Source organism: Burkholderia sp. SRS-W-2-2016 (genome assembly GCF_001931485.1).
Taxonomy (GTDB): domain Bacteria; phylum Pseudomonadota; class Gammaproteobacteria; order Burkholderiales; family Burkholderiaceae; genus Paraburkholderia.
Map to the genome: position 1 here is coordinate 19,454 of NZ_MSDV01000014.1, position 21,821 is coordinate 41,274.

At 65.2% G+C, this 21,821-nt stretch carries 21 protein-coding genes; 11 read left to right on the forward strand and 10 right to left on the reverse strand.

What is annotated here, in order from left to right:
* Positions 1 to 113: 113 nt before the first annotated feature.
* The 4 genes from BTH42_RS04505 to BTH42_RS04520 all read left to right on the forward strand — a co-directional run bounded on the left by BTH42_RS04505 (position 114) and on the right by BTH42_RS04520 (position 4,997).
* Positions 114 to 1,571: a PLP-dependent aminotransferase family protein gene (locus BTH42_RS04505; protein WP_075296217.1), complete on the forward strand. Its 1,458-nt coding sequence runs from the start codon at positions 114 to 116 to the stop codon at positions 1,569 to 1,571.
* Positions 1,572 to 1,702: 131 nt separating this feature from the next.
* Positions 1,703 to 3,601, forward strand: coding sequence for a molecular chaperone HtpG (gene htpG / locus BTH42_RS04510; protein ID WP_075296218.1), 1,899 nt, complete (start codon positions 1,703 to 1,705; stop codon positions 3,599 to 3,601).
* Between the two features lie 173 nt (positions 3,602 to 3,774).
* Positions 3,775 to 4,521 carry a chorismate lyase gene (locus BTH42_RS04515; protein ID WP_075296219.1) on the forward strand — a complete coding sequence of 249 codons (747 nt, stop codon included), beginning with the start codon at positions 3,775 to 3,777 and terminating at the stop codon, positions 4,519 to 4,521.
* Positions 4,521 to 4,997 carry a DNA-deoxyinosine glycosylase gene (locus tag BTH42_RS04520; protein ID WP_075296220.1) on the forward strand — a complete coding sequence of 159 codons (477 nt, stop codon included), beginning with the start codon at positions 4,521 to 4,523 and terminating at the stop codon, positions 4,995 to 4,997. Before BTH42_RS04515 ends, BTH42_RS04520 begins: the two co-directional genes overlap by 1 nt.
* On the opposite strand, the gene BTH42_RS04525 is transcribed toward BTH42_RS04520, so the two are convergent.
* The 3 genes from BTH42_RS04525 to BTH42_RS04535 all read right to left on the reverse strand — a co-directional run bounded on the left by BTH42_RS04525 (position 4,982) and on the right by BTH42_RS04535 (position 6,813).
* A complete protein-coding gene (locus tag BTH42_RS04525) occupies positions 4,982 to 5,473 on the reverse strand; it encodes a GNAT family N-acetyltransferase (protein ID WP_075296317.1) in 492 nt (163 codons plus the stop codon). The two genes, BTH42_RS04520 and BTH42_RS04525, sit on opposite strands and share 16 nt — an antisense overlap.
* A gap of 26 nt (positions 5,474 to 5,499) precedes the next feature.
* The gene (locus tag BTH42_RS04530; protein ID WP_075296221.1) at positions 5,500 to 5,901 is read right to left on the reverse strand and encodes a cupin domain-containing protein; all 402 of its coding nucleotides are present in this window, start codon (positions 5,899 to 5,901) and stop codon (positions 5,500 to 5,502) included.
* Positions 5,902 to 5,982: 81 nt separating this feature from the next.
* Positions 5,983 to 6,813 carry an AraC family transcriptional regulator gene (locus tag BTH42_RS04535; RefSeq protein ID WP_075296222.1) on the reverse strand — a complete coding sequence of 277 codons (831 nt, stop codon included), beginning with the start codon at positions 6,811 to 6,813 and terminating at the stop codon, positions 5,983 to 5,985.
* Between the two features lie 353 nt (positions 6,814 to 7,166).
* Between BTH42_RS04535 and BTH42_RS04540 the strand changes: the two genes are divergently transcribed.
* From BTH42_RS04540 to BTH42_RS04560, 5 genes are all read left to right on the forward strand, one after another.
* The gene (locus BTH42_RS04540; protein ID WP_075296223.1) at positions 7,167 to 9,407 is read left to right on the forward strand and encodes an NADP-dependent isocitrate dehydrogenase; all 2,241 of its coding nucleotides are present in this window, start codon (positions 7,167 to 7,169) and stop codon (positions 9,405 to 9,407) included.
* A 156-nt stretch (positions 9,408 to 9,563) separates the two neighbouring features.
* Complete coding sequence (locus BTH42_RS04545; RefSeq protein WP_075296224.1) at positions 9,564 to 10,487, forward strand: spermidine synthase; 924 nt, start codon at positions 9,564 to 9,566, stop codon at positions 10,485 to 10,487.
* Between the two features lie 397 nt (positions 10,488 to 10,884).
* Positions 10,885 to 11,124 (forward strand): DUF3311 domain-containing protein, encoded by a 240-nt coding sequence (locus BTH42_RS04550; RefSeq protein WP_075296233.1) that lies wholly within the window; start codon positions 10,885 to 10,887, stop codon positions 11,122 to 11,124.
* Positions 11,124 to 12,674, forward strand: coding sequence for a monocarboxylate uptake permease MctP (gene mctP, locus BTH42_RS04555; protein WP_075296235.1), 1,551 nt, complete (start codon positions 11,124 to 11,126; stop codon positions 12,672 to 12,674). Before BTH42_RS04550 ends, mctP begins: the two co-directional genes overlap by 1 nt.
* Positions 12,675 to 12,838: 164 nt before the next feature.
* Positions 12,839 to 13,969, forward strand: coding sequence for an FUSC family protein (locus tag BTH42_RS04560; protein WP_178392119.1), 1,131 nt, complete (start codon positions 12,839 to 12,841; stop codon positions 13,967 to 13,969).
* Between the two features lie 14 nt (positions 13,970 to 13,983).
* Here the strand turns inward: BTH42_RS04560 and BTH42_RS04565 are convergent, their stop codons facing one another.
* From BTH42_RS04565 to BTH42_RS04585, 5 genes are all read right to left on the reverse strand, one after another.
* Positions 13,984 to 14,415 (reverse strand): VOC family protein, encoded by a 432-nt coding sequence (locus tag BTH42_RS04565; protein ID WP_075296237.1) that lies wholly within the window; start codon positions 14,413 to 14,415, stop codon positions 13,984 to 13,986.
* Between the two features lie 269 nt (positions 14,416 to 14,684).
* Complete coding sequence (gene tal / locus BTH42_RS04570) at positions 14,685 to 15,638, reverse strand: transaldolase (RefSeq protein ID WP_075296239.1); 954 nt, start codon at positions 15,636 to 15,638, stop codon at positions 14,685 to 14,687.
* Positions 15,639 to 15,846: 208 nt separating this feature from the next.
* Positions 15,847 to 17,067, reverse strand: a complete 1,221-nt coding sequence (locus BTH42_RS04575; protein ID WP_075296241.1) for a benzoate/H(+) symporter BenE family transporter — start codon at positions 17,065 to 17,067, stop codon at positions 15,847 to 15,849.
* Positions 17,068 to 17,174: 107 nt separating this feature from the next.
* Complete coding sequence (locus tag BTH42_RS04580) at positions 17,175 to 18,350, reverse strand: VWA domain-containing protein (protein WP_075296243.1); 1,176 nt, start codon at positions 18,348 to 18,350, stop codon at positions 17,175 to 17,177.
* A gap of 61 nt (positions 18,351 to 18,411) precedes the next feature.
* Positions 18,412 to 19,254, reverse strand: coding sequence for a MoxR family ATPase (locus tag BTH42_RS04585; RefSeq protein WP_075296245.1), 843 nt, complete (start codon positions 19,252 to 19,254; stop codon positions 18,412 to 18,414).
* A gap of 337 nt (positions 19,255 to 19,591) precedes the next feature.
* Here BTH42_RS04585 and BTH42_RS04590 point away from each other — a divergent pair, with 337 nt between their 5' ends.
* Both BTH42_RS04590 and BTH42_RS04595 read left to right on the forward strand, forming a co-directional pair.
* Complete coding sequence (locus BTH42_RS04590) at positions 19,592 to 19,960, forward strand: c-type cytochrome (protein WP_075296247.1); 369 nt, start codon at positions 19,592 to 19,594, stop codon at positions 19,958 to 19,960.
* Between the two features lie 46 nt (positions 19,961 to 20,006).
* Positions 20,007 to 20,390, forward strand: coding sequence for a c-type cytochrome (locus BTH42_RS04595; RefSeq protein WP_075296249.1), 384 nt, complete (start codon positions 20,007 to 20,009; stop codon positions 20,388 to 20,390).
* A gap of 105 nt (positions 20,391 to 20,495) precedes the next feature.
* Here the strand turns inward: BTH42_RS04595 and BTH42_RS04600 are convergent, their stop codons facing one another.
* Complete coding sequence (locus tag BTH42_RS04600) at positions 20,496 to 20,930, reverse strand: DUF1841 family protein (RefSeq protein ID WP_075296251.1); 435 nt, start codon at positions 20,928 to 20,930, stop codon at positions 20,496 to 20,498.
* A 210-nt stretch (positions 20,931 to 21,140) separates the two neighbouring features.
* A complete protein-coding gene (gene nth / locus BTH42_RS04605; protein WP_075296253.1) occupies positions 21,141 to 21,785 on the reverse strand; it encodes an endonuclease III in 645 nt (214 codons plus the stop codon).
* Positions 21,786 to 21,821 lie beyond the last annotated feature (36 nt).

The window sequence follows — 21,821 nt, forward strand, 5'->3', positions numbered from 1 at the left end:
GCGTCGTCTTTGCGGTGCGTCATCCTTTTTTGCTGGCTTCAAATGTAACGGTCGCGACCTGCACAGTAACGGTACAATCGCCGCGATACTGTTCGGTACAGTTGGAGCCCGTCATGTCCGTCCCGCTTGCCCAGATTCCCACCCCGCACGACACCGCCTCGCTGACGCTGGTCGAGCAGCTCGTCCAGTGGGCGCGCCGCCGCATCGAGGAGCGGGTGTTCCGCCCCGGCATGCGGATGCCGTCGATCCGCAAACTCGCGCTCGACAAGGGCGTGTCGCGTTTCACGGTGGTCGAGGCGTACGAGCGCCTCGTCGCCCAGGGCTTTCTGGAATCGCGGCGCGGCTCCGGCTTCTACGTGCGCGAGCGGCAGGGCGGGGTCGCGAGCGTGACGGAGCTGCATCCGCGCGAGCAGGCGCTGCCCGCGCCGGCCAATATCGACGTCGTCTGGCTGCTGCGCAACATGCTGCACACCGGCGCGCGGCCCGAGCGCAGCCCCGGTCTCGGCTATCTGCCGAGCCGCTGGCTCGACGGCGAGCTGATCACCAACGCGCTGCGCACGCTCGGCCGGCAAAGCGGCGCGCAGATGCTCGGCATCGGCACCGCGCAGGGTTTTCTGCCGCTGCGTCAACAGTTGCAGACGCGCCTCGAAGAACTCGAGATCGGCGCGTCGCCCGAGCAGATCGTGACGGTGTCCGGCATCACTCAGGCGGTCGACCTGATTTCGCGCATCTACGTGAAGCCGGGCGATGCGGTGATCGTCGGCGATCCGGCGTGGTTCCAGATGTTCGGCAGCTTCGCGTCGCAGGGCGCGCGCCTCGTCGGGATGCCGTACACGCCGGACGGCCCGGACCTCGACGCGCTCGAAGCGCTGGTGCAGGAATGGCGCCCGAAAATGCTGGTGATCAACTCGGTGCTGCAAAACCCGACCGGCACCTCGCTGAGCGCCGCGCAGGCGTTCCGGATCCTGCGGCTCGCCGAGGCGTACGACTTCATCGTCGTCGAGGACGATATCTACGGCGACCTGTGCCCGCCGGGCTATCCGGGTACGCGGCTCGCCAGCCTCGATCAGCTCAAGCGCGTGATCTACCTCGGCAGCTTTTCGAAGACGCTGGCGCCCAATTTGCGCGTCGGCTTCATCGCGAGTGCGCCGGAGGTCGCAATGGTGGTCAGCAATCAGAAGATGCTGGTCGGCATGACGAGCCCCGAGCTGAACGAGCGGGTGATCTACAAGATCCTGACCGAGGGCCATTACCGGCGGCACGTCGAGCGAATCCGCGCGCGCCTCGACGGGGTGCGCGAAAAAGCCGTGCGGATGATCGAGAAGACCGGCATGAAGCTGTTCCTGACCCCGACCGCCGGGATGTTCCTGTGGGCCGACACCGGCGTCGACGCCGGCGCGCTCGCCGCGGCCGGCCACGAAGCCGGTTTTCTGCTGACGCCCGGGGGCATCTTTTCGCCGCAGCAGTCGCCGAGCACGTGGATGCGCTTCAACATCGCCAATTGCGGCGATCCCGAACTGCCGGCGTTTCTGAGCGGCTATCTGGACAGCGTCGCGCGCCGCGCCTCTTGAAACCTGGCCGGCGCGTCCCCATTTGCGCGGACGATCCGGCGCGACGGGGCTAGCCGGTTGCCCCGTCCACCGTCCCCGAAGCGCGCTTCGGAGACGCCCGAAACCCATTCGCAACAGAGAGGAATCCGACCGTGGCACAAGAAACCATGAGCTTTCAGGCAGAAGTGAAACAGCTTCTGCAACTGATGATCCATTCGCTGTACAGCAACAAGGAAATCTTTCTGCGCGAGCTGATCTCGAACGCGTCCGACGCGGCCGACAAGCTGCGCTTCGAGGCGATCGAAAACAGCGCGCTGTACGAGAACGATCCGAACCTGCGCATTCGCGTGTCCTACGACAAGGCCGCCCGCACCGTCACGCTCGACGACAACGGCATCGGCATGAGCCGCGACGAAGCGATCTCGAACCTCGGCACGATCGCGCGTTCGGGCACCAAGGAATTTTTCGGCAAGCTGTCGGGCGACCAGCAGAAGGACGCGGCGCTGATCGGCCAGTTCGGCGTGGGCTTCTACTCGGGCTTTATCGTCGCCGACAAGATCACCGTCGAAACGCGCCGCGCCGGTCTGCCGGCGTCGGAAGGCGTGCGCTGGGTCAGCGCGGGCGAGGGCGATTTCGCGGTCGAGCAGATCGAACGCGCGGCGCGCGGCACGACCATCACGCTGCATCTGCGTGCCGATGAGGACGAGCTGCTGTCGTCGCATCGCCTGAAGTCGATCATCCAGAAGTACTCGGACCACGTCGCGCTGCCGATCCTGATGCAGCAGGAAGAGTGGGACGCGGAAAAGAGCGAGATGGTCGCGAAGGACGAAGACGAGACCGTCAACCAGGCGAGCGCGCTGTGGACCCGCGCGAAGAACGACATCACCGACGAGCAGTACAAGCAGTTCTACCAGCACATTTCGCACGATCATCAGGATCCGCTGACGTGGACCCACAATCGTGTGGAAGGCCGCAGCGAGTACACGCAGCTGCTGTACGTGCCCGCGCATGCGCCGTTCGATCTGTGGAACCGCGAGCAGCGCGGCGGCCTGAAGCTGTACGTGAAGCGCGTGTTCATCATGGACGACGCCGAACAATTGCTGCCCACGTATCTGCGTTTCGTGAAGGGCGTGGTCGATTCGGCCGATCTGCCGCTGAACGTGTCGCGCGAAATTTTGCAGGAAAGCCGCGACGTGAAGGCGATTCGCGAAGGCGTGACCAAGCGCGCGCTGTCGATGCTCGAAGAACTGGCCAACTCGGATAACGACGCCGAAAAGGAACAGTACGCGGGCTTCTGGAAGGAATTCGGCCAGGTGCTGAAGGAAGGCATCGGCGAAGACTTTGCCAATCGCGAGCGGATCGCGAAGCTGGTGCGCTTTGCGTCGACCCATACCGGCACCGCCGAGCAGACCGTCGCGCTGGCCGACTACGTCGCGCGCATGAAGCCGGAGCAGAGCAAGATCTACTACGTGACCGCCGATACGTGGCAGGCCGCCGCCAACAGCCCGCACCTCGAAGTGTTCCGCAAGAAGGGCGTCGAAGTGCTGCTGCTGACCGATCGCGTCGACGAGTGGATGCTGTCGTTCCTCAATGAGTTCGACGGCAAGCCGCTGCAAAGCGTCGCGCGCGGCGACCTCGATCTGGGCGCGCTGAACGACGAAGAGAAGGCCGCGCAGGAGAAGGTCGGCGAAGAGTTCAAGCCGCTGGTCGAGAAGATGAAGGAAGCGCTGAAGGACAAGGCCAAGGACGTGCGTCTGACGTTCCGCCTGACCGATTCGCCGTCCTGCCTCGTCGCCGACGACGGCGAGATGAGCGGCTACCTGCAACGGATGCTGAAGGCCGCCGGTCAGCAGGCGCCGGATTTCCAGCCGATTCTCGAAGTGAATCCGGAGCACGCGCTGGTGAAGGGCCTGCACGCAGATAGCGCGAATTTCGACGACTGGTGCCATCTGCTGTTCGATCAGGCGATGCTGGCCGAAGGCGGTTCGCTCGAGGATCCGGCGAGCTTCGTGAAGCGGACCAATGCGTTGTTGTTGTCGCGCGCCGGTTGATTCCGGGTTTGACTTGAACGCGTCGTTGCTTTTGAGCGTGACGATGCGTTAGCTTGAGTTGGTCGGTGAAAAATGCGCTGCTTCGGCAGCGCATTTTTTTTGCCCGTCGATGTGTCGGGTTGCGGGTAAGAGGCCCTCAAGTCCGACAAATCACGCCGCTATAATCCGACACCATGCCTATCCGTTTCGATCCCGCCGACGCGCACTGGCGCGTCGCGCCTCTGCCCCGTTTCAGCGCCGCGCAGAAAGACTGGTTGACCCGCGGCGGTTCCCTGACCGCGCATCTGCGCACGCTCGGCGCGGTAGCGGTGCGCGTGACGCGCGAGACCGTCGCGCTGCCGTGGCCCGACGAAGCCGCCGCGCTCGGGCTCGCGCCGCGCGCGCCGGTGTGGGTGCGCGAAGTGGTGCTGTCGGTCGATGGCGTGCCGTTCGTCGCCGCGCATAGCGTGACGCCGCGCGCGGCCAGCGTCGGCGTGTGGCAGGCCACGCGTCGGTTGCGCACGCGGCCGCTGGCCGAGCTGCTGTATAGCGATAGCAGTGTCGCGCGCTCGGCGCTGGTGAGTCGTAGCGTGGGGGCGCGGCATCCGTTGTATCGGTTGGCGGTGCGGGAGATTGGCGACGGTGCCCGGCAGGCGCCGCATGCGCTGGTCGCGCGGCGCTCGGTGTTCGAGCGGCACGGCGCGCCGTTGATGGTGACGGAGTGTATGTTGCCGGCGTTGTGGGAGTGGTTGGGTGTTATGGGTGAAGCGGGTGGGGCGGCTGGCGACGATGCGGCCGCCGCGGCAGGTTCCGCATCGGGGCCAGCGGCCACGCATGCAGCCGCAGCGAACGCCCGGATGCGCGAGCACGGCCGTCCGCTCGATCACACCGCATCGCGCGCGCACCCGGCGCCGCGCACCGCCGACGATAGGAGCCGCTGATGTTGCAGGGCTTTCCTCCGGTCGTCGCGGCCGACACGCACACGCTGATTCTCGGCAGCTTTCCCGGTGAGGCGTCGCTGGCGGCGGCGCAGTATTACGCGCATCCGCGCAATCAGTTCTGGCGTCTGCTCGGCACGGTGCTAGGCGAGGCATCGCTGCACGAATTGCCCTACGAAGAACGCCTGACGCGAGTGCTCGCGCATCGCATCGGCATCTGGGACGTGCTCGACGCGTGCCATCGCCAGGGCAGCCTCGATTCGGCGATTCGCAATGCGCAGCCGAACGACTTCGCATCGTTGCGCGAGCACGCGCCGCGGTTAAAGAAGGTCTGCTTCAACGGCAAGACAGCAGGGCGGTTCGCCGAAGTGATCGGAGCAGCCGGGTATGAAACCCTCGTACTCCCATCGTCCAGCCCGGCAAACGCGATGCTGTCGTTCGAGCAGAAGCTGGCGCTATGGCGTCAGATCCCGACCTGACCAAGTTCGAGCGCAAGAAACCGCGTACCCGCCACCGGATTCTCATAGTAGGGCGCGGTGTCCACGAATCCCGCGCGCTCGTAAATGCGCTGCGCAAACAGCGTTTGCGGAACCGAGTCGAGCACGAGCTTCGAGTAGCCCAGCTCGCGCGCTTTCCCGATCACGGACTCCACCAGCTTTTCTCCCAGCGACAAGCCTCGAAACGCTTCGCGAACATACAGCCGTTTGACTTCGGCGGTCTCGTCAGTATGACGAAGCAGTCCCACGCAACCGGCGAGTTCGCCGCCGGCATCGGCGACGAAGAACATCCCGGACGGCAGCGTGTAAGTGGCTTCGAACGTATCCATCTCGGCCTCGAAGCCGCGATACGACAGATCCATATCGAGCCAGCGCACATACTCGCGAATCAGTGCGACGAGCCGCGGCGTATCGGCGGGAAAAACCGCTTCGCGGATGACCGGTGGCGGTGCTTGCATTTGCATTTGCTTTTGCATGGCGGCGCTCAGATCCATTGATCGTTGGCGACGGTTCTGTCGCTCGTCATCTCGCCGGTGTTGAGCACACCGCGCGGCTCGATCAGCAGCACTTTCACTTCGGCTTCGGCATACGGCTTGTGCTCGACGCCTTTCGGCACCACCGCCATCTCGCCCGCCTGCAACTCGATCGACCGATCGCGGAAGTCGATGCGCAAGCGGCCTTCGAGCACGATGAAGGTTTCGTCGGTATCGGCGTGGTGATGCCAGATGAAATCGCCCAGCAGCTTCACGACCTTGAACTGATAGTCGTTCATTTCGGCGACCACGCGCGGCTGCCAGTGGCCGTCGATCAGACGGATTTTGTCGAGCAGGTTGATGCTCTGGTGCTGGCCGCGTTGCGCGGGCACGGGCTGGGAAGGGGTAGGCATGATGGCTCCATTCGTTCGATGCGTGAAACGGAGCTTAGGCCGGCGCGCGGCGCGCGTCTTGAACGATTGTGCAAACCCGCGCTAGCCGGCGCGGCGCGCGCCGCCCATCATCGCGAGCCAGCGCGCGGGCGGGATCCCGTACGCGTGGCGAAAGTGCCGGGTCATATGGCTCTGGTCGGCGAAACCGGCCGCCGCCGCCGTCTCCGCCAGCGCGACGCCGCGCAGCATCAGCGCGCGCGCCGCTTCGAGCCGGCGCATCACCAGGTAGTGATAGGGGCTCGTGCCGTAAAAGGTGCGGAAATCGCGCGACAGGTTCCAGCGGTCCTGGCCGCTGACGGCGGCGAGTTCGTCGAGCGTGACGGCGTGGGTGCACGATGCGTCCAGGTACTCGCGCGCGGTTCGCGCGGCCGCGAAATCCGCCGAGCGGCGCATCGGCCGGGCGCCGGCCGCGCCGTCCAGCGCGAGCGCGAGACCGGCGAGCGCGTCGTCGCGTTCGAGCGGCTCCGCGTGCTCGTGCAACTGGCGCAGCGCGGTGCGGGTCGCGTCGAACAGGCGCGGATCGTCGGTGACGCCGCCTTCGACGAACGGCAGCGGCCGCCCGCCGAGCACCGCCTGAATCGCGGCGGGCTGCACGTACACCATCTGGTAGCGAAAACCCTCGTTCGTGCCGGCCTGGCCGTCGTGCGCTTCGTCGGGATGCAGGACCATCACCTGTCCCGGCAGGCTGTGGCGCAGGCTGCGCCGGTAATGGAAGCATTGGACCCCGGCGAGCGTCAGGCCGATCGCGTAGGTGTCGTGGCGATGCATCGAATACGCGTTGCCGTGAAAAAACGCTTCGATGCGCTCGACGCCGCCGGCGGATTCCGAACGGGCAATCCAGTCGGAGCGGGCCTTGCTGGTGTCGCTGCTCATCACATTCTCCAACTTTGTCTGGCGGAGCCGGCGGCGGGCTTCCGTAGCGGATCATTGTAGCCACAACGCGCTTTCCCGCCCGGAGCCCGCGCGCGGGCGCGGCCGCCGCCGGTTGCCCGAGCGCTTCTCCCCCGGCCCAAAAATGAGGCAGAATCCGGACGTGTTCCCCCGCTCTGCGACGTAGGCCGCCGGGTTCGCGATCCGTACCGCGTTTCGTGAATACCCGCCCCGCATCGCCGTCCGCCGCACACGTTGTGTCTGTCTCAGTGTTGCCCGATTCCCGACCGCGTTGTCCGGTGTCAGCCGGCCGCCGCGTGCGAGATGCCTTTCAACTGCCTGCCCAGAGCCTAGCAATGACGACCCAGCAACCGACCATCATCTACACCCTCACCGACGAGGCCCCGCTGCTCGCGACCAGCGCGTTCCTGCCGGTCATCAGGACTTTCACCGCGCCGGCGGGCGTGCAGGTCGAGACCAGCGACATTTCGGTCGCGGGCCGTATCCTCGGCGAATTCCCCGAGTTCCTGACCGAAGCGCAGCGCGTGCCCGACAACCTCGCGGCACTCGGCCGCCTGACGCTGTTGCCGGACACCAACATCATCAAGCTGCCGAACATCAGCGCGTCGGTGCCGCAATTGATGAGCGCGATCAAGGAGTTGCAGTCGAAAGGCTACCGCCTGCCCGACTATCCGGAAGATCCGAAGACCGACATGGAGAAGGACATCCGCCAGCGCTATTCGAAGTGCCTGGGCAGCGCGGTCAACCCGGTGCTGCGCGAAGGCAATTCGGACCGCCGCGCGCCGGCCGCGGTCAAGAACTACGCGCGCAAGCATCCGCACAGCATGGGCGAATGGAGCATGGCCTCGCGCACGCACGTCGCGCACATGCGCCACGGCGACTTCTATCACGGCGAAAAGTCGCTGACGCTCGATCACGCGCGCGACGTGAAGATGGAACTCGTCACGAAGGGCGGCAAGACGATCGTGCTGAAGCCGAAGGTCGCGCTGCTGGACGGCGAGATCATCGACAGCATGTTCATGAGCAAGAAGGCGCTGCTCGAGTTCTATGAAGAGCAGATGGAAGACGCGCGCAAGACCGGCATGATGCTGTCGCTGCACGTGAAGGCGACGATGATGAAGGTCTCGCATCCGATCGTGTTCGGTCACGCGGTGCGGGTGTTCTACAAGGACGCGTTCGCGAAGCATCAGCAGCTGTTCGACGAACTCGGCGTGAACGTCAACAACGGCCTCGTCAATCTGTACGAGAAGCTCGAAACGCTGCCGGAATCGAAGCGCGAGGAAGTGATCCGCGATCTGCACGCGTGCCACGAGCATCGTCCGGAACTGGCGATGGTCGATTCGGCCAAGGGCATCTCGAACCTGCACGCGCCGAACGACGTGATCGTCGATGCATCGATGCCGGCGATGATCCGCATCGGCGGCAAGATGTGGGGCGCCGACGGCCGTCCGAAGGACACCAAGGCAGTGATTCCGGAGAGCACGTTCGCGCGTATCTATCAGGAGATCATCAACTTCTGCAAGACCAACGGCAACTTCGATCCGGTCACGATGGGCACCGTGCCGAACGTCGGCCTGATGGCGCAGAAGGCCGAGGAATACGGCTCGCACGACAAGACCTTCGAGGTGCCGGAAGACGGCGAGGCGCGCATCGTCGATCTGGCCACCGGCGAAGTGCTGCTCACGCAGAACGTCGAAGAGGGCGACATCTGGCGCATGTGTCAGGTGAAGGACGCGGCGATTCGCGACTGGGTCAAGCTGGCGGTCACGCGCGTGCGCAATTCGGGCACGCCGGCGGTGTTCTGGCTCGACCCGTATCGTCCGCACGAGGCCGAGCTGATCAAGAAGGTCGAGACCTACCTGAAGGACTACGACACGACCGGCCTCGACATCCAGATCATGTCGCAGGTGCGCGCGATGCGTTACACGCTCGAGCGCGTGGTGCGCGGGCTCGACACGATCTCGGTGACCGGCAACATCCTGCGCGACTATCTGACCGACCTGTTCCCGATCATGGAACTGGGCACCAGCGCGAAGATGCTGTCGATCGTGCCGCTGATGGCCGGCGGCGGCATGTACGAGACCGGCGCGGGCGGCTCGGCGCCGAAGCACGTGAAGCAGCTGGTCGAAGAAAACCATCTGCGCTGGGACTCGCTCGGCGAATTTCTCGCGCTCGCGGTGTCGCTCGAAGAACTCGGTCTGAAGACCGGCAACGAGAAGGCCAAGATTCTCGCGAAGACGCTCGATACCGCGACCGGCAAGCTGCTCGACAACAACCGCAGCCCGCGTCCGAAGAGCGGCGAACTCGACAACCGCGGCAGTCAGTTCTACCTGGCGATGTACTGGGCGCAGGAGCTGGCCGCGCAAACCGACGACGCGGAACTGGCCGCGCGCTTCAAGTCGCTGGCGACGCAGCTGACCGCCAACGAGCAGGTGATCGTCGCGGAACTGGCGTCGGTGCAGGGCAACCCGGCCGACATCGGCGGCTATTACAAGCCCGACTTCGAGAAGCTCGACGAAGTGATGCGGCCGAGCCGCACGTTCAACGAGGCGCTGGCCGCGGCTCGCGAAGCGTAACCTGAAGCACGCCGAAATGAAGTGAACAGAAACCGCCCGCGCAACGCGGGCGGTTTTTTTCGTGGCGCGCGGGTTCGCGGCCGCTGCCGACGTCGAATGCTATGCTCTCGGTCGTCCAGAAATTGCGCGTCCAGCGCGACCTCCAGAAATCCTCACATGACCAAACTGATCAAGCGCGCTTCGGCCGAAGCGCGTGCATTCCGCAACCGCGACGCCGACGCCGTCGGCGGCAAACAGAAGAGCGCGCCGAAAGCCGCGCGCAACGCGAAATCTACCGCCGACACCGACCTGCACGACGCGCCGCAAATCGAAGCGCCGCGCAAGCCGCGTTTCGCGCCGGTCACGTTCTCCGAAGAAGGCGGCGTGCGCTACCTGCATTTCGGCACCGAGTGGGTGCAAGGCGCGATGCGTCTGCGCAAGCCCGACCATATCGAACTCGAATACGCGCAGCAGATGATGGCCTGGCTGCTGTTCCTCGAAACCCCGAAGCGGATCGTGCAGCTCGGGCTCGGCGCGGCGTCGCTGACCAAGTTCGCGCATCGCTTCCTGAAGAGCGCGAAGGTCGACGCGGTCGAGTTGAACCCGGCGGTGGTCGTCGCCGCGCGCACGATGTTCGATCTGCCGCGCGACGACGCGCGTCTGACCGTGCACGAAATCGACGCTTGGGACTTCGTCAACGACCGCGCGAATCACGGCACGATCGGCGCGCTGCAGATCGACGTGTACGACGCGACCGCGCGCGGTCCGGTGCTCGATAGCGTCGGCTTTTACCGTGCGGCGCGCGAGTGTCTGACCGAAGCGGGCATCGTCACGGTAAACCTGTTCGGCGATCATCCGAGCTTCGTGCGCAACATGAAGCGCCTGAACGAGGCGTTCGACGGCCGCGTGGTCGCGCTGCCCGAAGTGCACGACGGCAACCGCATCGCGATCGCGTTCTCGGGGCCGGCGCTCGACGTGCCGTTCACCGCGCTCGACGCACGCGCGAAGCTGATCGAAGCCGAACTCGGCTTGCCGGCGCGCAAGTGGATCAAGGGTCTGCGCGAATCGACCGGGCAGACGGGCGCGTCGTTCGCGATCTGATCGGCGCCTGGCCGGACGAGACTAGCGGGTTCGCTGAAGCGGCATTTCGCCGGCTTCAGCGAACGATGCAAAAATCATCTGCATAGCACTCCGCACTTTTTTCCAAGCTGCAATTCTTTCCGCCTCTTCCTCTGTTTCCCGCATTCGAACCGCATCTCCAAACGCGCGTTCCCAACGACATCCCAGACTCTGGTCAGCACCGCGCGTTCAAGCCGTGACTGCCTTGCCACACCTTGCTGTGCCTCGGGTCGTCCCTGCTTGACCGGGCAATCGCCACTCCTATACTCTTTCGAAGCTTTCGGGGCGCCCGTGGCCAATCCGCGGGACGACCACCCGCTGCGATTCCACTCCCGTCGACCACGGGCAGATAAATTCAAAATAGGAAAGAGGAGACGTCATGGCTCACGACGCCGACGTGAAAAAGGCCAGCAAGCACTGGCTATGGCTATTGCTGCTACCGTGGATCGCAATGGTGTGGGTGCCGTCCTACAACCGGATCGAACCGCAGCTGTTCGATTTTCCGTTCTTCTACTGGTATCAACTGCTGTGGGTGCTGATTAGCGCGGTCATCACGGCGTTCGTCTACATGAAGACCAAATCCCGCTATACGGGTCGTTCGAACGGGGGCGCGCAATAATGAATCCGATTGCAACCTTCGTCTTCGTACTGTTTTTCATCGGCGTCACGATTCTCGGCTTCGTCGCGGCCCACTGGCGGCGCGGCGATCTCGCCCATCTGGAAGAGTGGGGCCTGGGCGGCCGCCGTTTCGGCACGATCGTCACGTGGTTCCTGCTCGGCGGCGACCTGTACACCGCGTACACGTTCATCGCGGTGCCGGCGCTGGTATTCGGTGCGGGCGCAACCGGTTTCTTCGCGCTGCCGTACACCATCCTGATCTATCCGTTCGCGTTCGTCGTGTTCCCGAAGCTGTGGAGCATCGCCAAGCGTCACGGCTACGTGACCTCGGCGGACTTCGTGTCGGCCCGCTACGGCAGCCGCATGCTCGCGCTCGCGATCGCGGTGACCGGGATCGTCGCGACGATGCCGTATATCGCGCTGCAGCTGGTCGGTATCGAAGTGGTGATCGGCGCGCTCGGCTTCGACACCACCGGCTTTGTCGGCGATCTGCCGCTGATCATCGCGTTCGCGATCCTCGCGGCCTACACGTACACGTCGGGCCTGCGCGCGCCGGCGATGATCGCGGTGGTCAAGGACATCCTGATCTACGTGACGATCTTCGCGGCGATCATCGTGATCCCGCCGCAGCTGGGCGGCTTCGGCCATATCTTCGGCGCGGTGCCGCCGGCCAAGCTGCTGCTGAAGTCGCCGGACGTGTCGAGCCTGAACGGCTATAGCGCGTACGCGACACTGGCGGTCGGCTCGGCGCTCGCGTTGTTCCTGTATCCGCACTCGATCACCGCGGTGCTGTCGTCGAAGTCGGGCAACACGATCCGCCGCAACATGGCGCTGCTGCCGGCTTACTCGCTGGTGCTCGGTCTGCTCGCGCTGCTCGGCTTCATGGCGCTCGCGGCCGGCGTGAAGGACATGCCGGAGTTCGCGCCGTACTTCAAGGCCTTCGGCCCGAACTTCGCGGTGCCGGCGCTGTTCCTGCACTTCTTCCCGTCGTGGTTCGTCGGCGTCGCGTTCGCGGCGATCGGGATCGGCGCGCTGGTGCCGGCGGCGATCATGTCGATTGCGGCGGCGAACCTGTACACGCGTAACGTGCACAAGGAGTTCGTCAACCGCAACATGACGCACGAGCAGGAGACCAACGTCGCGAAGCTGGTGTCGTTGATCGTCAAGGTCGGCGCGGTCGCGTTCATTCTGGGCCTGCCGCTCACGTATGCGATCCAGCTGCAATTGCTCGGCGGGATCTGGATCATCCAGACGCTGCCGGCGATCGTGCTCGGTCTGTACACGCGCGTGCTCGACTACCGCGGTCTGCTGGCCGGCTGGGCAGCCGGTATCGTCACCGGTACGTGGATGGCGATCTCGCTGAAGCTGGCCGGTTCGATCTTCACGATCCATCTGTTCGGGATGGCGGTGCCGGGCTACGCGGCGGTGTGGGCGCTGATCGTCAACCTCGTGGTGTCGGTCGTCGTGAGCGCGCTGGTGCGCGCGGCCGGCATGCAGCGTGGCGAGGACCGGACCCGTCCGGAGGACTATCTGGACGTCGTCGAAGGCTGAGCGGTGCGCCGCTTCCGGAAGTTCCGGGGGCGGTCGGGCCAGTAGCTGAAAATACAGTCGCAAATGCAACGCCCGCGGACGAAAGTTCGCGGGCGTTTGTGTTTGCGCGGCACTCCAGGGCAGGATAGCGGAACCGTTCCCTCACGCGTTCGCCGCGCGCTGCCATGGCTGCTGCCGATACTCCCACCGTGATCCCGCGCCGCTCGGCGCTCAGCCGGATGATTCGCGCGGTGACCTCGCCCTATTACCGCTATCGCCACGCGAAGGTGCTGCACAGCTTGCGGGTCGGCCTCGCGATGCTGTTCTCGATTCTCGCGACCACCGGCATCGATATTCCGCACGGCATCTGGTCGTCGGTGACGCTGCTGGTCGTGATCGGCGGCCTCCAGCATCACGGCAATATCCGCCAGAAAGCGGCCGAGCGCGCGGCCGGTACGCTGCTCGGCGCGGCGATCGGGCTCGTGCTGATCGTGCAGCAGAACCTGATCGGCTCGTTGTCGCTCACCTTCGTGCTGGAGGCGATCATCGCGGCGATCTGCGCATGGTTCGCGATCGGCAAGGCCGGTTATGTCGGACTGCTGACCGCGATCACGATGTGCATCGTCGCCGGTCACGGCGACAACCTGATCGATGTCGGGCTGTGGCGCACCTTCAACGTGCTGGTCGGCATCGTGATCGCGCTCGGCTTCTCGTTCGCGTTTCCGCTGCACGCCACTTACTCGTGGCGCTACGGGCTCGCGACCAACCTGCGCGAATGCGCGGGCATCTACGCGCGGCTGCTCGACGGCGAGACGATCGGCGAGGAAGAGCAGGTCCGGCATTTCCTCGCGATCAACAAGCGGCTCGTGCAGCTGCGCGGGTTGATGCCGTCGGTCGCGAAGGAAATCGGCGTGCCGCAGACCCGGCTCGAGGAGATCCAGCGGCTGCATCGCTCGGTGCTCAGTTCGCTCGAACTGCTCGCGACCGGTCCGCTGATGAACGCCGACGCGGCCGCGCGCGCCGCGTACGCCGCGCACTGCGGCAACGAGGTGCGCGCGGTGCGGGCGATTCTGCTGTCGATGGCGCGCGCGTTGCGCTTCGGTCACACGACGAACGCGGGCATTCCGGCCGCGGCGCCGCTCGTTGACGTGCCGGGCACGGCGGCGGGATTGCCGCCCGAATGGCAGGGACCGTACTGGCTCGGCCAGCGGCTCGCGGAACAGGTGGACCGGCTGCGCGCGCTATTGCTCGAGACCGAGCCGAACTGGGATATCGAAGGGCATACGCGCGGTTCGCGGGCCGCCCGGGTGGGCTGAGCGCGCGGCGCGTGTCAGGGCCGCCCGGCGGGCCGCTCGGGCTCCGAGACCATCCACATCAGGCCGAAGCGGTCCACCACCATGCCGAAGCCGGTGCTCCAGAACGTCGGCTGGAACGGCATCATGACCTGGCCGCCGGCGGCGAGCGCATCGAAGTATGTCTTCGCGGTGGGGGCGTCGTCGGTGGTCAGCGTCAGGCTGAAGCCGTTCATCGAACCGCTCGCGGGGTCGCAGTTGCCGTCCGACGCCATCCAGACCGTCGAGCCCATCCGGATCGACGCGTGCATGATCTTGTCGGCGAGTTCCGGCCGCTGCGGATTGTTCGGGTCCGGCGGCGCTTCGCTGTAGCGCATCTTGACGGTCACTTCGGCGCCGAGTTGTTCGGTGTAGTAGGCGAGCGCTTCCTCGCAGCGGCCGTTGAAGAACACGTAGGGCTGGACGTACATGATCGTCTCCTCGGATCGGGCGGTGGGTTGGGCGCCGTCGTGCCCCGGCGAGAGGCGGCGCGGGACGGCGGTGGGGTGATTGTAGGCGCGTGTGGCGGGCCGATTGTGACGGTGTCTGTCGGCGGTGGCGACGGTGGCGGCGCGGCCAGCCCGCAGCGGTAAACGGCAAACGGCCCTGAACCGGGAGGTTCAGGGCCGTTTGCATTCGTAGCGCGCGTCGCTCAATCGACCGGCGCGCGCACCTCAGCGTCTCAACGCGTTTAACGCCTTTAACGCAGCGAGTCGATCAGCTTTTCCAGCTTCACCGCATCGGCGGCGAACGTGCGGATCCCTTCGGCGAGCTTTTCGGTCGCCATCGCATCGTCGTTGACGAGGAAGCGGAACGACTTTTCGTCGACCGGCACGCGTTCGATGTCCGCGTCATGCGCCATATCGCCCGACAGTTTGCGCTCGACCTTGTCGCTGCTGTCTTGCAGCTTCTGCAGCAGGTCAGGGCTGATGGTCAGCAGATCGCAGCCGGCCAGTTCGAGAATCTGCGACGTGGTGCGAAAGCTCGCGCCCATCACCTCAGTCTTGTAGCCGAACTTCTTGTAGTACGCGTAGATGCGGCGCACCGACTTGACGCCCGGATCGTTGGCGCCGCCGTCCTTCGCTTCGTCCCACGCGCTGCCGGCGCTCTTCTTGTACCAGTCGTAGATCCGGCCGACGAACGGCGAGATCAGTTGCGCGCCGGCTTCCGCGCAGGCGGCCGCCTGCGCCAGCGAGAACAGCAGCGTCATGTTGCAGCGGATGCCTTCCTTCTGCAGCACCTCGGCCGCGCGCACGCCTTCCCAGGTGGAGGCGAGCTTGATCAGCACACGCTCGCGCTCGATACCGTGTTCCTTGTACAGCGCGATCAGCTCGCGGCCCTTCGCGATCGAGCCGTCGATATCGAACGACAGACGCGCGTCGACTTCAGTCGACACTCGCCCCGGGATGATCTTCAGAATTTCGGTGCCGAACGCGATCAGCAGCTGGTCGATGATCGCACCGACCGGTTTCGACGCATGCGCCTTGACGGTTTTTTCGAGCAGCGGCCGGTAGTCGTCTTTCTGCACGGCCTTCAGAATCAGCGACGGATTGGTGGTCGCGTCCTGCGGTTTGTAGGCGGCGAGCTGCTGGAAGTCGCCGGTGTCGGCGACCACGGTGGTGTATTGCTTGAGTTGATCGAGTGCGGTTGTCATGTTCGGGCCTTCAGGGCGCCTGTGCGCCGTGGTTCAGGAGAAATGAGGTCGCCGCCGCGTCGCCCGGTGGAGCGGCGCGGCGGCCGCGAGTCAAGCCGCAGCGCGTTCCGCGAGGGGCCGGAATGCGCTGCCGGATACGTCTATTCTATGGCGGATCGCCGGCAACGGTATGAACAGCGGATATGGACAGTCGCGCGTGGCGTTCCGTTCACGCGCGCCGCGCGTTGAGGATCAGTTGCGTGAGCACGCCGGCGACGAGACCCCAGAACGCCGAGCCGATCGACAGCAGCGTGAGCCCCGACGCGGTCACCATGAAGGTGACGAGCGCCGCTTCGCGCTGGCGCGTGTCCTGCATCGCGTTCGCGAGTCCGCTCATGATCGAGCCGAACAGTGCGAGCGCGGCAACCGACACCACCAGCGCCTTCGGCAACGCCGCGAACAGCGCGGCGATGGTCGCGCCGAACACACCGGCGAGCAGGTAGAAAATCCCGCCCCACACGGCCGCGGTGTAACGGCGGCGCGGATTCTCGTGCGCTTCCGGGCCGGTGCAGATCGCCGCGGTGATCGCCGCGAGATTGACGCCGTGCGAACCGAACGGCGCGAGCAGCAGCGACGCGAGGCCGGTCGTCGCGATCAGCGGCGCGGATGGGGTCTGGTAGCCGTCCGCGCGCAGCACCGCGATGCCGGGCACGTTCTGCGACGCCATCGCGACGACGAACAGCGGAATCCCGATGCTCACGACCGCGGCCGCCGAGAACGCCGGCATCGTGAACACCGGATGCGCGAGCGCGACGTGAAAGTGGCTGAAATCGAGCAGGCCGAGCGCGCCGGCGGCGGCCGTGCCGACCACCAGCGTCGTCACGATCGCATAGCGCGGCGACAGCCGTTTGACGATCAGATAGGTGAAGAACATCGTCAGCACGAGCGCGCTCTGGTACTGCGCGGCGCGGAAAATCTCGATGCCGATCTCGAACAGGATCCCGGCGAGGAGCGCCGACGCGAGGCCGGCCGGGATTTTTTTCATCAGCGTGTCGAACCAGCCGGTCACGCCGACCAGCGTGAGCAGCACCGCGCACACGATGAACGCGCCGATCGCCTGCGCATACTCGACATGCGCGAGCGACGACACCAGCAGCGCCGCGCCCGGCGTCGACCATGCGATCACGATCGGCGCGCGAAAGCGCAGCGACAGACCGATCGAGCAGATCCCCATGCCCATCGACAGCGCCCAGATCCACGACGAAATCTGCGCATCGGTGAGGTGCGCGGCCTGGCCGGCCTGGAACATCAGCACCAGCGAGCTGGTGTAGCCGGTCATCATCGCGACGAAGCCGGCGACGATCGTCGATAGCGAGGTATCGGCGAGCGGATTGAAACGCCCTGGCGGCGTGGCGGTGGGGGACAGCTGGGGCGAAGGGGGCGAGCTCATGCGGATGCTTTCTTGTTGCCTGGTGCTTGTTATTGGAGGTGAAGCGCTGAGGTGGTGAGGCGGTAAAGCTGTGAGTCGATAAAGCAGAGCAGGGCTGACCTGCGCCCTTACTTGCTCAGCACGCGCATGGCTGTCTCGAGGCCGGCGAGCGTGAGCGGATACATCCGGTGGCCGAGCACTTCGCGAATCGCGCTGACCGATTGCCGGTACGGCCACAGCGCTTCGGGTTCGGGGTTCAGCCACGCGAAGTGCGGGAAGTGATCGGCGAGCCGGCGCAGCCACACCGCGCCGGCCTCGGCATTGTTGTACTCGACCGAGCCGCCCGGCTGCAGCACTTCGTAAGGACTCATGGTCGCGTCGCCGACGAAGATCAGCTTGTAGTCGGGCGTGAACTTGTGCAGCACGTCCCACGTCGGCGTGCGTTCGGCGTGACGGCGGCGGTTGTTCTTCCACAGGAAGTCGTACACGCAGTTGTGGAAGTAGTAGAACTCGAGGTGCTTGAACTCGGCCTTGGCGGCGGAGAACAGCTCCTCGGTGCGCTTCACGTGATCGTCCATCGAGCCGCCGACGTCGAGCAGCATCAGCACTTTCACGTTGTTGTGCCGCTCGGGCACCATCTTCAGATCGAGCCAGCCGGCGTTCGCCGCGGTGCTGCGGATCGTGTCGGGCAGATCGAGCTCTTCGGCCGCGCCTTCGCGCGCGAAGCGGCGCAGCCGGCGCAGCGCGACCTTGATGTTGCGGGTGCCGATTTCGACCTGGTCGTCGTAGTCGCGATAGGCGCGCGCTTCCCAGACCTTGACCGCGGTGCGATTGCCGGCCGCGTCGCCGCCGATGCGCACCCCTTCCGGGTTATAGCCGCCGTTGCCGAACGGCGAGGTGCCGCCGGTGCCGATCCATTTGTTGCCGCCTTCGTGGCGCTCCTTCTGCTCGTCGAACAGCTCCTTCAGACGCTCCATCAGCTTGTCCAGACCGCCCATCGCCTCGATCTGCGCTTTCTCTTCCGGCGACAGATCGCGTTGCAGCTTCTTTTTCAGCCAGTCGAGCGGCACGTCGAACGCGAGTTCCGAGGTTTGCGCGACGCCGTTGAAATACGCGCCGAACGCCTGGTCGAACTTGTCGAAGTACTGCTCGTCCTTCACGAGCGTGATGCGCGCGAGGTAGTAGAACTCGTCGAGCGACGGCGCGATCACGTTCGCCTTCAGCGCTTCGAGCAGCGTCAGGTATTCCTTCACCGACACCGGCAGTTTGGCGGCGCGCAGCGAGTAGAAAAAGTCGATCAGCATGCTGGGTGTCCTTGCGGCGGCCGGGCTCGGCCGCGCAGTCGGGTCAGGGCGGGGTGCCCGCTCAACGGTTGTTGCGGTTCATGAACAGCAGACGCTCGAACAGGCTCACGTCCTGCTCGTTCTTCAGCAGCGCGCCATGCAGCGGCGGCACGATCTGTTTCTGGTCGGCCGAGCGCAACGCTTCGGGCGGGATGTCTTCGGCGAGCAGCAGCTTGAGCCAGTCGAGCAGCTCCGAGGTGGACGGCTTCTTCTTCAGGCCCGCGACGTTACGCAGTTCGAAGAAACTTTGCAGCGCGGCGGCCAGCAGTTCCTTCTTGATGCCGGGGTAGTGGACCTCGACGATCTGCTGCATCGTCTGCGGATCGGGGAACCTGATGTAGTGGAAGAAGCAGCGGCGCAGGAACGCGTCGGGCAATTCCTTCTCGTTGTTCGACGTGATGATCACGAGCGGCCGATGCTTCGCGCGCACCAGCTCGTGCGTCTCGTACACGTAGAACTCCATGCGGTCGAGTTCGCGCAGCAGGTCGTTCGGAAATTCGATGTCGGCCTTGTCGATCTCGTCGATCAGCAGCACGGTTTGCTGGTCGGCCTCGAACGCCTGCCACAGCACGCCCTTGACGATGTAATTGGCGATGTCCTTGACGCGCTCGTCGCCGAGCTGCGAGTCGCGCAGACGCGAGACCGCGTCGTATTCGTAGAGCCCCTGTTGCGCCTTGGTGGTCGACTTGATGTGCCATTGCAGCAGCGGCATGCCGAGCGCGGCGGCCACTTCCTCCGCGAGCATGGTCTTGCCGGTGCCGGGTTCGCCCTTGATCAGCAGCGGGCGCTTGAGCGTCATCGCGGCGTTGACCGCGAGCTTGAGGTCGTCGGTGGCGACGTACTGCGATGAGCCTTCGAAACGCATGGCGAGGTGCTCTTTTTTGGGAAAAAACCCAGTATAAGTCAGAAGACCTGTTGGCCTGAAACCGGCTCGCGTATGGTGTGAGCCGCGTTGCGCAGCAGCCGGGAGCGGCTACCTGGTAGAGACCCGGAGTGTCTGCCCGATGTCCGCTCAGGCCCGCCGGATAAGGCTCCGCGGGGCGCCGGGGTGGGCGTTGCGCGGGCCCCGCGGCTGGTGGACGTGCGTCGTGGCGTCGCGGTACAATGAGCCCGATTTTTTTGGCCTGCGTGGCTACCCTACAAGAAGAACGGCACGGACCGCGCTTTTCTGGGCGCCCGTTTCCCCTCAAGCCAGGTTATCTATGAATAAATTCGTCGGCAAACACGTCGTGATCGCAGCGCTGTCGGTGCTCGCGGGCTATGCGGCCAGTGCGCAGGCAGCGGATGTCGTGGGCAACGCGAAGGCGGGCCAGGGCAAGGTCGCGATGTGCATCGGCTGCCACGGCATCCCCGAATATCGCACTGCCTATCCTGAGGTGTTCCGCGTGCCGAAGATCGGCGGCCAGAACCAGGCGTACCTCGAGAACGCGCTGCACGCGTACAAGAAGGGCGACCGCCACTTCGACACGATGCATGCGATCGCGGTGTCGCTGTCGGACCAGGACATTGCCGACATCGCCGCGTACTACGCAGCGCAAAATGCCGCTTCGAAAAACAATCCCGACAAGTGATCGGCGTCGGTCACCAGCACATCAAATTCGCGGGATAGGAGATTCCATGATCAAGCCCCAACAGGCACTCCACACGGTATTCAAGGCTGCCTGCGCGTCGGCGGCCGTGCTCGGTCTGGTTGCAGCGAACGGCGCCCACGCGGCTGACGCTTCCAACGGCAAGGTGCTCTCCGACAGCCATAACTGCGCGGCCTGCCACGGCGTGAACCTGAACAAGCCGGTCAGCCCCGAGTATCCGAAGCTCGCCGGCCAGCATTCCGACTACGTGTTCTTCGCGCTGCGCCAATATCAGATGGGCACCGGCAATCCGCACTTCGGCCGCAATAACGCGATCATGCAGGCCCAGGTGCAGAGCCTGTCGCTGAGCGACATGAAGGACATCGCCGCTTACATCGAATCGCTCGAAGGCGATCTGGTGCAGAAGAAGTAAGCATTCGACATCGCGCGCGTTGCGCGAGCGAAGCGGCTGCAAATGAAACACCCCGCCTTGGCGGGGTGTTTTGCTTTTGGGGCGGCGATTTGCGGCGCGGGTTCTTCAGTCGCGCGTCGCGCGTCGTTCGATGCGTTGCAGATAGGCATCGGTATCCGGCGGCGTGCCGGTGCGTTGCGCTTCCCAGATGGTTTCGCCGAGGCAATCCATGATCGCGTGCTGCGCGTCGTGGCTCGAACCCATGCGCGCGGCCAGCCGCTCGTGCGCGGCGCGGATGCCGGGCGGCTGATCGATCGACAACTGCTCGGAGATCGCCAGATGCATCGACAGATGCAGGAACGGGTTGGTCTGGCCGCGCTCCGGCGAGTAGTCCTGGGCCTGCGCGGCCGGGCCGTCGGACAGGTCCGCATGATATTCCGGATGCTCGACGATCCAGTCGGCGGCGATCGCTTCGAGCGGCGTCAGGATTTCGCCGTTGCGCTGCTTGCGCCAGGTGTCGATGAAAAATTGGCGGACTTCGTCGCGGCTGGGATTGAACATCGTGGAACCGGTGGGTGTGGAGTGGGGTGCTGGGTTGCGCGTGCGGCGGGCGCGGCCGTGAGGCAGGGCCGGGCCGGTGCTGCGCGGCGCGAAAGCGACATTTTACGCCGCGGTGTTATGGGCTGCTGGCGTTGGCGTTGGCGTTGGCGTTGGCGGTGGCGTTGACGGTGGTGTTGGCGTTGACGCGCGCCGTGCCGCCGGCCGGCTCGCTCATAGGTCGGGCGGCGGCGTCTTCGGCCGGAACTCGCACAGCGGCTCGATCACGCAATGCCAGCATTCGGGCCGGCGCGCCTTGCACACGTAGCGCCCATGCAGGATCAGCCAGTGGTGCGCATCCTGCTTGAACTCGGCGGGCGTGAATTTCTCCAGCGCCGCCTCGACCGCGCGCACGTCCTTGCCCGGCGCGAGCCCGGTGCGATTCGCGACGCGGAAGATGTGCGTATCGACCGCGATGGTCGGATGGCCGAACGCGGTATTGAGGATCACGTTGGCGGTCTTGCGGCCGACGCCCGGCAGACTTTCGAGCGCCTCGCGATCCTCCGGCACCTCGCCGCCGTACTGGTCGAGCAGAATCCGGCAGGTCGCGATCACGTTCTTCGCCTTGGTGCGATACAGGCCGATCGTCTTGATGTAGTCGGCCACGCCCGCTTCGCCGAGCTCGAAGATCTTCTGCGGCGTGTTCGCGACCGGGAACATCCGGCGCATCGCCTTGTTGACCGACACGTCGGTCGCCTGCGCCGACAGCAGCACCGCGATCAGCAGTTCGAACGGCGTCGTGTACTCGAGCTCGGTGGTCGGATGCGGATTCAGGCTCTGAAGCGTTTCGTAGATGGCGCGGCGTTTGTTCGCGTTCATGCGGAGCGTGTCGGTGGCGGTTAAGGCGTGGCGCGC